The organism is Gallibacterium faecale (genome assembly GCF_027920745.1).
Lineage (GTDB): Bacteria > Pseudomonadota > Gammaproteobacteria > Enterobacterales > Pasteurellaceae > Gallibacterium > Gallibacterium faecale.
On record NZ_JAQIBB010000107.1, the window covers coordinates 1 to 9905 of the forward strand.

General features: G+C 37.8%; 12 protein-coding genes. 2 read left to right on the top strand and 10 right to left on the bottom strand.

What is annotated here, in order from left to right:
* From PF272_RS11475 to yceD, 8 genes are all read right to left on the bottom strand, one after another.
* Positions 1-401, bottom strand: a 401-nt coding sequence (locus PF272_RS11475; protein ID WP_461782258.1) for an EamA family transporter, incomplete at its 3' end; no start/stop codon positions are given.
* Positions 402-472: 71 nt separating this feature from the next.
* Entirely contained in the window at positions 473-703 is a 231-nt protein-coding gene (gene acpP / locus PF272_RS11480; protein WP_065235317.1) for an acyl carrier protein, read from the bottom strand.
* A gap of 251 nt (positions 704-954) precedes the next feature.
* Positions 955-1683 carry a 3-oxoacyl-ACP reductase FabG gene (fabG, locus tag PF272_RS11485; RefSeq protein WP_156540576.1) on the bottom strand — a complete coding sequence of 243 codons (729 nt, stop codon included), beginning with the start codon at positions 1681-1683 and terminating at the stop codon, positions 955-957.
* 9 nt (positions 1684-1692) lie between these two features.
* Positions 1693-2637, bottom strand: a complete 945-nt coding sequence (gene fabD, locus PF272_RS11490) for an ACP S-malonyltransferase (RefSeq protein ID WP_065237393.1) — start codon at positions 2635-2637, stop codon at positions 1693-1695.
* Between the two features lie 30 nt (positions 2638-2667).
* Positions 2668-3618, bottom strand: a complete 951-nt coding sequence (locus PF272_RS11495; protein WP_271142861.1) for a beta-ketoacyl-ACP synthase III — start codon at positions 3616-3618, stop codon at positions 2668-2670.
* Positions 3619-3692: 74 nt separating this feature from the next.
* Positions 3693-4709 (bottom strand): phosphate acyltransferase PlsX, encoded by a 1017-nt coding sequence (plsX, locus tag PF272_RS11500; protein ID WP_082985054.1) that lies wholly within the window; start codon positions 4707-4709, stop codon positions 3693-3695.
* 21 nt (positions 4710-4730) lie between these two features.
* Complete coding sequence (gene rpmF / locus PF272_RS11505; RefSeq protein WP_013745784.1) at positions 4731-4895, bottom strand: 50S ribosomal protein L32; 165 nt, start codon at positions 4893-4895, stop codon at positions 4731-4733.
* Positions 4896-4910: 15 nt separating this feature from the next.
* Complete coding sequence (gene yceD / locus PF272_RS11510) at positions 4911-5438, bottom strand: 23S rRNA accumulation protein YceD (RefSeq protein WP_271142866.1); 528 nt, start codon at positions 5436-5438, stop codon at positions 4911-4913.
* Positions 5439-5645: 207 nt separating this feature from the next.
* On the opposite strand from yceD, the gene asd reads away from it, so the two are divergent.
* Together asd and PF272_RS11520 are read left to right on the top strand one after the other, a co-directional pair.
* Positions 5646-6530, top strand: a complete 885-nt coding sequence (gene asd / locus PF272_RS11515) for an archaetidylserine decarboxylase (RefSeq protein WP_271142862.1) — start codon at positions 5646-5648, stop codon at positions 6528-6530.
* Between the two features lie 24 nt (positions 6531-6554).
* Positions 6555-7187, top strand: coding sequence for an FKBP-type peptidyl-prolyl cis-trans isomerase (locus PF272_RS11520; RefSeq protein WP_271142863.1), 633 nt, complete (start codon positions 6555-6557; stop codon positions 7185-7187).
* 57 nt (positions 7188-7244) lie between these two features.
* Here the strand turns inward: PF272_RS11520 and PF272_RS11525 are convergent, their stop codons facing one another.
* Both PF272_RS11525 and yedE read right to left on the bottom strand, forming a co-directional pair.
* Positions 7245-8444, bottom strand: a complete 1200-nt coding sequence (locus tag PF272_RS11525) for an MFS transporter (protein WP_271142864.1) — start codon at positions 8442-8444, stop codon at positions 7245-7247.
* A 223-nt stretch (positions 8445-8667) separates the two neighbouring features.
* Positions 8668-9729 (bottom strand): YedE family putative selenium transporter, encoded by a 1062-nt coding sequence (gene yedE / locus PF272_RS11530; RefSeq protein WP_271142865.1) that lies wholly within the window; start codon positions 9727-9729, stop codon positions 8668-8670.
* Positions 9730-9905 lie beyond the last annotated feature (176 nt).

Below are 9905 nucleotides of genomic sequence, written 5' to 3' on the forward strand. Positions count from 1 at the left end.
AATAATTGGAGTGTGGTCAATTTTTCTTGCCAAAGCATTTTTCCAGCAAATACCATAGCCAGTGGAAACAGAAAATATCCCATAGCAACATTTAATCCCTCTCCATTAATTGGCGCCCACATAAATAACCAAAGCTGACTTGCAAGAATACAAGTGCCAATTAAGACAGTACTCCAACGTAAAATAGAATTACCGAGTGTATGTAAAATAAAATGTTTAATGCTCTGTTTTTGAGGATTGAAATACAGCAGTAACCATAAACAGCACATCGTAACAACAATACGTAGGGCAAAAATTACTGAGCCACTCAATGGCTGCATCGCATAACTGAATAAAAATAATGAACTGAATAAGATTTGTGACAGTATGCAGAGAATGATACCAAGAATTAATGGATTCATTTGTTAGATACCATATAAACAAAAAGGATTATCTTGTGGATAATCCTTTTTACAGAAAAATTCTACTAAAATTATTGGTTGCTTTGAACGTAATCAATAGCAGATTGAACAGTAGTAATTTTTTCAGCTTCTTCATCAGGAATTTCGATATCGAATTCTTCTTCTAAAGCCATTACTAATTCAACAGTGTCTAAAGAATCAGCACCTAAATCTTCAACGAAAGATGATTCTGGTTTAACGTCTTCTTCTTTAGCGCCTAATTGTTCAACAATAATTTTTTTGACGCGTTCTTCAATGCTCATTTGTTTATTCCCTATTAGTTTTGTTCTGCAAGAGGAGAAATTGTATGCATAATCAATTAAGTTGCAACTGTTAAATTTAGAGGTCTAACCTCGCATCCAACAAGTAGGTCAAAACAGTATGCATACATTGACCAAAGTTACATACTCGCGGGCAATTCTATCATTAAGTACAGCTAATTGCTATGCTTTTCCTTACTCAAGACGATCAATCCGTAGAATATGTATTGCTGTTACAATTTCATAACAGCATATTAATTCATATACATACCACCATTCACATGGAGGGTTTCACCAGTAATATAACCTGCATCATCAGAGGCTAAGAAAGCCACAGCTTTTGCAATATCCTTTGGTTCACCTAAGCGACCAGCTGGTACTTGTGCTAATGTTGCGGCTTTTTGTTCTTCAGTTAATGCATCTGTCATATCAGTAGCGATGAAACCTGGGGCAACAACATTTACAGTTACACCACGAGAAGCAACTTCTTTAGCCAATGCTTTAGAAAAACCAATGATACCGGCTTTTGCTGCACAATAATTTGCTTGACCTGGGTTTCCCATTGAACCCACTACGGAACCAATGCTGATGATACGACCAAAACGTTTTTTCATCATACTGCGTAATACAGCTTTTGAGAGATGGAATACAGAACTTAAATTTGTTTGTAGAATAATGTCCCAATCTTCCTCTTTCATTCGCATCATGAGGTTATCACGTGTGATTCCTGCGTTATTGACGAGAACATCAATATCCCCAAATTCTTGTTTAATTTGTTCTAAAACATGATTAATCGAATCAAGAGAAGTTACATCTAACACCAAACCTTTACCATTTTCGCCTAGATAAGCAGAAATAGCATTCGCACCATTTTCACTGGTAGCTGTTCCAATAACAGTAAAGCCTTTACTAATCAGCTCTTCAGCAATAGCCTTACCGATACCACGGCTTGCGCCTGTTACTAATGCGATTTTTTGCATAATCATTCCTTTTTATTCTTGAGTTTTTAGTGTGTCAACTTCAGCAAGTGAAGCAATATCGTTCACTGCAACAGATTGAATATTGGCACTAATACGTTTATTTAAACCAGTTAATACTTTATTTGGACCAATTTCAAAGGCTAATTCGATACCTTGTTGTTCCATCTTTTCTACTGTTTCTGTCCAACGAACAGGATTATAAAGTTGGCGAACTAATGCATTACGAATAGCATCAGGATCTGTTTCTGATTTGACATCTACATTATTAATAACTGCAGTTTGTGGTTGTTTAAAAGAGATAGAGGCTAGCGCAACAGCAAGTTGATCAGCCGCTGGCTTCATTAAAGCGCAATGTGATGGTACGCTAACCGCTAAAGGTAAGGCGCGTTTTGCCCCAGCTTCTTTACATAGTGTTGCAGCACGTTCAACGGCAGCTTTATTTCCTGCGATAACCACTTGACCTGGTGAATTAAAGTTTACTGCTGAAACTACTTCTCCTTGAGCGGCTTGTTCACAAGCTTGGATAATTTTTTCATTATCTAAACCAATGATGGCATACATTGCACCTGTTCCTTCTGGTACAGCTTGTTGCATTAATTTGCCACGTAATTGTACTAACTGAATAGCATCTTGGAAATCAATGACGCCAGCACACACTAATGCAGAATATTCACCTAGACTATGTCCAGCCATAACAGACGGTGTTAATTCTGGATATTGTTGTTGCCAAACACGGAAAATAGCAACAGACGCTGCAAGTAGAGCAGGCTGAGTACGCCAAGTTTTATTCAATTCTTCGGCACTGCCTTGCTGAACTAATGCCCAAAGATCATAATCAAGTACTTCGGAAGCTTGTTGGAATGTTTGTTCAACGATTGGATATTGAGTTGCTAATTCGGCAAGCATTCCAATTGCTTGAGAACCTTGACCAGGAAAAACCATTGCAAATTTTTTCATGATATAACCTTTGTTAATTTTAAAAATTCATTAATAACGAATGAGGGCTGAACCCCAAGTTAAGCCGCCGCCAAATGCTTCGAGTAATAAAAGTTGTCCTCGTTGGATTCTACCATCTCTTACAGCTTCATCCAGTGCGGTTGGAATACTTGCCGCAGAGGTATTACCATGGCGATCTAATGTCACTACCACTTGGGAAAGATCCATATTTAATTTTTTTGCGGTAGCAGAAATAATGCGAAGATTAGCTTGATGAGGCACTAACCAATCAATTTGTTCCTTTTCAAGTTGATTTGCTTGTAAGGTTTCTTCAACAACATTTGCTAATTCACGTACAGCAATTTTAAATGTTTCATTACCTTGCATCGTTAAATATTCTGGCGCTTCAGCGTTAGGTAAATTAATTGGTAAGGAGAGAACACCAGAATCTTTACCACTCGCGTGTAGATGTGTTGAAATAATACCTTGTTGGTCAGAAGCTTCTAAAATTACCGCACCGGCACCATCACCAAACAAAATAACAGTGCCTCTATCTTGTTCATCTAAGCGGCGAGATAATAAGTCTGAACCAATAACTAATGCTTTCTTTACTTTACCTGTACGAATAAATTGATCAGCAACACTGAGAGCATAGACGAAGCCAGAACAAGCAGCAGCGAGATCAAAACTGATCGCATCTTCAATATTTAATAATTGCTGAATTTGACAAGCTGCACTCGGAAATGCATGAGAACTACTTGTCGTGGCTACCAAGATTAAGTCAATTTCATTGACATCAATATTGGCAACCGCTAAGCACTGTTTTGCTGCTTCATATCCCATAGTGGCAACAGTTTCATTGGCTGCTGCAATACGGCGCTCTTTAATACCTGTACGTACTGAGATCCACTCGTTGGAAGTATCGACCATTTTTTCTAAGTCGGCATTTGTTCTAATTTGTTGCGGAAGGTAACTACCTGTCGCTAAAATTCTGCTATACATAATTATCTCGTCATATGAAAAATTGTCGGAAATATTATCGTAATTTTATGGATAATCAAAAGATTTGTTACTGTCTATGACAAACTCTTAAGAATTTTTTCTGGAATATTTTTATTCACTTGGAAAATAGCGTGTTCAATAGCATTGGCGAATGCATCACTATTTGAACTGCCATGACTCTTCACAATTACTGATTGTAAACCTAATAAAGAGGCACCACTATGTTTATCTGGATTAAACGATTGTAATTGTTGATATTTATCTTTTAATAAATGGCGAAGAATTCGATGTAACCAAGCTGTACACCATTTAGGTTGAGATTGGGCATTATCTTTTAATAGATGGATAATATTTTTTGCCGTACCTTCTAAGGTCTTTAATGCAATATTACCGTTAAAACCGTCTGCCACAATGACATCTGCAACATGGTTTAATAGCTGATCGCCTTCAATAAATCCTACATAATTGAGATCGATTGACTGTTCAAGCTGCTGTGCGGCTTGTCGAATATGGGGTAAACCCTTAATTGCCTCAATTCCAATATTTAATAGGGCTATTCTTGGATAGACTAAATCCAATATATTTTCAGCAAAAATACTGCCCATTTTGGCAAATTGACATAACATTTCTGCACTGACTTCTGTATTCGCACCAAGATCAAGCATAACGGTATGATGTCCATTGATGGTAGGAATAAGAGATGTTAATGCAGGACGTTGAATCCCTGGAATAGGCTGAATAAGGATTTTGGATAATCCCATTAAAGCACCCGTATTCCCCGCACTTACACAAGCAACAGCATTATTTTTTTGTACCGCTTCAATCGCTAAACGTAAAGAAGTTCCTTTGCTATAACGTAATGCTTGAGAAATAGGGGTATCTGAATAAATTTGCCTACTACAATGATGAATTGTAATGCGCTCAGAAAGCGAGTGGTTTGATGTTGGCAGATATTGCTGAATTTCAGTGTGATCACCGAAAAAAAGAAATCTTAGCGTTGGATGCTTTTCCAACACTTGGATGGCAGCTGGGACAGTAATACGGGGACCAAAGTCCCCGCCCATCATATCTAACGCAATGGTTAGACTCAATTGATTACCTTTTGACGAAAATTATTTAATTTTACGACCACGGTAGTAACCATCAGCAGTAACATGATGGCGTAAATGAGTAGCACCAGTTTCTTTATCGATTGAAACTGCAGCAGTTGTTAATGCGTCATGTGAACGGCGCATATCACGTCTTGAACGAGATTTTTTATTCTGTTGAACAGCCATTGGCTATACTCCTAACTATTTTTGCTTCTTTAAACTAGCTAACACAGCGAACGGGTTTGGTTTCTTTGCCAATTCTTCTGGCAATTCTCCAAAGACCTGTTCATCCTCGGACACTTCACAGTGTTCTGGTTCATGCATTGGAACCAATGGAAGAGAAAGGAGAAGTTCATCTTCAATCACTCCCAATAAATCTATTTCCCCAAAATCATTAAGTTCGATCGGTTCATAAATTTCAGGTAACACATCAGCCTGATCCATGTTAGACACTGGACTGTAATTAAAAGTGCATGATAAATGATATGGAAAAGGTGTTCCGCAACGCTGGCATTCCAACATTACATCAACCGTTGCTTTTCCTTGCATCACAACCAATTTTTGTGGGTCGATTGCAAATGTAAGTTCAGCTTCAACATCATTTAGCACTTGGTTAACCGCATCTTTTAAACGCACTAATTGAGCCTGAGAGTAGTAGCCCTCATAGTTCAAACGTCTTTGTGCTGATTTAATCGGATCGACGGTTAAGGGTAGTTTTACCTTTTTCATAGGGTGCAAATATTAACGTTAGATCCAACAATAGTCAAAGGAATTACAGCTTTTTTTATAAGTTTTTCGCTAAAAAGAGAGTTTCATAATTGAAGAAAAATTGCTAATCCAGCTTGAAAATTGCAGAATAGGCATAACTTGTTATAATCCGCAGTTCATCAGCAAGATGAATGACTTTTTCATGACTTAGAGAGAGGAAATTCCATTATGGACAAGACGATAACTTATTTCGATAAATTAAAAGTGGCATTCCATTATGTATTACCACAATTTTTAGTAACTCGTGCAGCAGGATGGTTAGCAGAGAAGCAATGGGGTGCTGTAACACATGCGATTATTCGCCTGTTCATAAAAAAATATCGTATTAATATGCAAGAAGCCTTGTATTCTGATGCGAAAGATTACGTTTCTTTTAACCAATTTTTTATTCGTCCATTAAGAGATGGTGTACGCCCGATTAATCAGGATCCAGACGGTTTATGTTTGCCAGCAGATGGACGTGTTAGTCAATTAGGTACGATTGAAGAAGATCGTTTAATTCAGGCAAAAGGACATTATTTCAATTTAACAGATTTGTTGGCGGGTGATTTTGAGTTGAGTGAGCAATTCAAAAATGGTCAATTTATTACAACCTACTTATCGCCAAGAGATTATCATCGTGTACATATGCCTTGTGCGGGAACATTACGTCAAATGATTTATGTTCCTGGCGAACTTTATTCTGTGAATCCATTTTTAGCAGAACACATTCCACACTTATTTTCGCGTAATGAACGGGTTATTTGTGTGTTTGAAACAGAATTTGGACCAATGGTACAAATTTTAGTTGGTGCAACAATTACAGCGAGTATTAGTACAGTTTGGGCTGGCGTTATTAATCCTCCACGCCCAGGAGAAATTCAAACTTGGCATTATCCTGCTCAAGGGGAATCAGGTGCAATTTCTTTAGAGAAAGGACAAGAAATGGGTTCATTTCGTTTAGGTTCTACAGTAATTAACCTGTTTGCACAAAATCAAGTTGAATTTGCCCCTTATTTACATCAGGATACTGCTGTTCGTATGGGTGAATTACTCGCACATAAAGTAAAATAAACTTTTAATTAAGAAGGAAATTTCATGTCACAACAATTTTTTGAACAAGTTTCATTAGATAGCGTAGAAGCAAAAGGAAGTTATGGTATTGGTTTGCAGATTGGACAACAATTATTAGCAAGCCAATTAGATGTTGAAGCGACTGCCATTGCGAAAGGAATTTTTGATGTATTAAATCAAAATACACCCGCATTAGATCAACAACAATTAGCTGAAGCAATTCAACAATTACAACAACGTGTAGAAGAAAAACAACAATTATTGTTTAAAGAAATTGAAGAAGCAGGTAAAGCATTTTTAGCTGAAAATCGCCAACATAAAGATGTGGTTGAAACCGAAAGTGGCTTACAGTACCAAATTTTAACTAAAGGTGAAGGAAAGGTACCAGCTAAAACTGATAAAGTTCGTGTGCACTACACTGGTTCATTAATTGACGGTACAGTATTCGATAGTTCAGTACAACGTGGCCAACCGGCTGAATTCCCAGTAAATGGTGTGATTGCTGGTTGGATTGAAGCATTGAGTATGATGCCGGTAGGTTCAAAATGGCGTTTAGTGATCCCTCACAATCTTGCTTATGGAGAACGTGGTGCAGGCGCATCAATTCCTCCATTTAGTACGCTAATTTTTGAAGTGGAATTATTAGATATTCTTTAATCTCATTAGTTAAATAAATAAGGCTGCCTCTGGCAGCCTTTGTTTTTGAAGTATTTTTTATTCTAGAACTTTGCCTTTTAATTCTGGCACTAAGAAGAATGTTGCTAACATATCAATAAAGTAAATTAAGGCAAGAAATGCGATGGCTAGTTGGAAAGAGTAAGCCGATACAAGCGCACCAACTACGACTGGTCCAAAACCACCTACTGCACGACCAATATTAAATAATACATTCTGTGCAGTTGCTCTTGCTTTAGTTGGATAAGCTTCTGACATTAATGCGCCATAACCACCCATCATACCGTTTACAAACATTCCGAGGAAAGCGCCAACGATTAACATTAGCTCTGGGGTAGTTAATTGTGAATAGAGGACAACACTGATAATGGCGCCTAATTGGAATAGTAAGAAACTTGGTTTACGTCCAATACGATCGGCAAGTTGTCCAAATGCCCAGATACCAAACATCATCCCTAAAATGGTTACTGCTGTCCAAAGGCCAGATTTCGTTAAACTAAAGCCAAGTTGTTTAGAAAGATAGTTTGGTAACCAAATCATAATACCGTAATAACCGAAGTTTTGTACGGAGGTAAGGACTACAACCCCTAAACTAACTTTACAAGTGGCTTTGTCTTTAAATGAAGCTAATACTGAAACTTGATCCTGTGCCGCTTGTTTTTTGACAAATAATTCTGGTTCGTGCAGATGAGAACGTAAATACCAAGCAACAAAAGCCGGAATAATACCGACCATAAACATACCACGCCATCCGATATGCGGTAACAATGCTGGGGTGAGAAGTGCAGCACCGAGCACACCAACTTGCCAACCTAATGCGACATAAGCAGATGCTCTAGCACGATGTCTTGCTGGCCAAGCTTCCGCGGCTAAAGCCATACCGATCCCGAATTCACCACCTAAACCGATACCGGCAATAGTACGATAAATTAATAAATCCCAGTAACCTTGAGCAAAAGCACATAATCCAGTGAAGATCGCAAATAAAACAATTGTCCAAGTTAAAACTCGAACACGCCCAAATCGGTCACTTAATGCGCCGAAAATAATTCCACCAGCAACAGCACCGATGAGTGTCCAAGTCACTAAAGAACCAGCTTGCGCAGGGGTAAGAAGAAGATCGGAAGAAATAGCGGTGAGCATAAAGCCCAAGATGAGAAGATCAAAGCCGTCCATAGCATAACCAACGGCAGAACCAAGCAAGGCTTTCCAGCCATATGCATCAACTTTTTGTTTCATAAATTTTCCTTTGTTGCTCACGGGCAACTTGATTAACTGTAAAATAGCTTCCTGCCTCACGGGGCAAAAATTGGCTAATTTTAGGCTGATTTTTGGGGTGATGCAATAGGCGAGGATAATTGTTAAGGAAAATTTAGTAGTAGAAATAATGACACTAGCGTTAATATTTTTATAGCGGTTATCTGTTGGTATCAAAAGCAGATAACCGCTGATAAATATTGTATTATGCTTTTACTTTATTGGTTAAGCCGACGTAAATACAGAATACAAACCCAATGATAACTACATAAGGTGTGAATTGACTTACACCAGCACCGGAAGCAGCTAAGGAAAAATTATGTGCAGCAGCTGCACCAAGTAACATACCTAAAATGAAAAGAGCTGAATCGTTATCTCCTTCGCCAAGATGCACTAACTGTTTACCTGGACAACCACCGGCAAGCGAGAAACATAAACCACATAAAGCCATCGCAAAGAAATTCCAAATATAGTCATTATGCGCTAAAGGTTGTTTTTCAAAACCAAGATGGAATTGCCCTAAAGCAAGATTCGTCACAATGGTAAAAAGTATTAGAGCTAATACACCATTTAATAAATGAGGATCTCGAAATAAGACAAAATTGCGAAAAGCGCCAATAGAACAAAAGCGAGATTTTTGCATTAGAATTCCAATGATAATACCGCCGCCTAGAGATAACCAAAGATTTGCATGTTGAGCAGCAGGCCCTTTCTCAGAGAAGAAAATAGGTAGATTTTCTCCAAAACTAAATTTAGTAATTAAGAAAATAAATAAGGTAAGGACAAAGAGAATAGGTATCCAACCAGAAGATTGACTTTGTTCTGTAACTTTACCTAAAGAGAAACCTCGGTTAGCAAAAAAGATACCACCGAGTACACCAGCAAACAAACCAGCAATACCCACTATTGCTGTAAGATCGCCACCACCTAGACGTAAGAATGCACGCCAAGGACAACCTAAGAAAATCAATGCACCAAGCATAGCGAAGAAACCGAGTAAAATTCTGGTAATTGGCGCAGAACTTGCACGAGGTTTAAATTCTTTTGCAAAAAGTGCACTAATTAATGCACCAAAAACTAAACCAATAAGTTCTGGGCGGATATATTGAAGTGGAGCGGCTCGATGTAGTCCTAATGCACCAGATGTATCACGTAAGAAACATGCAGCGCAGAACCCCATATTGCCAGGATTGCCTTCATAGGTTAGAAGTGGAGCAATGATACCAAGTGCAGCACCTGCAACCACAGGCCAAGTGAAAATTTTCATAATTAGACCTTTGTGATATCAGAAAATGAATAAAAGTGAATAACTTCACTTAAATATGCTGAGATGATTTTAATAGAATTTAAAATCAAAAAAATTATAGAAGAAAAATAAAGAGAGTAAAGCAGACGATTTAAAAAGTTTGAATCTTATCAAAAAAATAAAGGCATAAAATTATT

Bases quoted from the DNA above. Each gene is read 5' to 3' on its own strand.
- acpP (WP_065235317.1), bottom strand. From the start codon at position 703: ATGAGCATTGAAGAACGCGTCAAAAAAATTATTGTTGAACAATTAGGC.
- fabD (WP_065237393.1), bottom strand. From the start codon at position 2,637: ATGAAAAAATTTGCAATGGTTTTTCCTGGTCAAGGTTCTCAAGCAATT.
- PF272_RS11495 (WP_271142861.1), bottom strand. From the start codon at position 3,618: ATGTATAGCAGAATTTTAGCGACAGGTAGTTACCTTCCGCAACAAATT.
- rpmF (WP_013745784.1), bottom strand. From the start codon at position 4,895: ATGGCTGTTCAACAGAATAAAAAATCTCGTTCAAGACGTGATATGCGC.
- yceD (WP_271142866.1), bottom strand. From the start codon at position 5,438: ATGAAAAAGGTAAAACTACCCTTAACCGTCGATCCGATTAAATCAGCA.
- asd (WP_271142862.1), top strand. From the start codon at position 5,646: ATGGACAAGACGATAACTTATTTCGATAAATTAAAAGTGGCATTCCAT.
- PF272_RS11520 (WP_271142863.1), top strand. From the start codon at position 6,555: ATGTCACAACAATTTTTTGAACAAGTTTCATTAGATAGCGTAGAAGCA.
- PF272_RS11525 (WP_271142864.1), bottom strand. From the start codon at position 8,444: ATGAAACAAAAAGTTGATGCATATGGCTGGAAAGCCTTGCTTGGTTCT.
- yedE (WP_271142865.1), bottom strand. From the start codon at position 9,729: ATGAAAATTTTCACTTGGCCTGTGGTTGCAGGTGCTGCACTTGGTATC.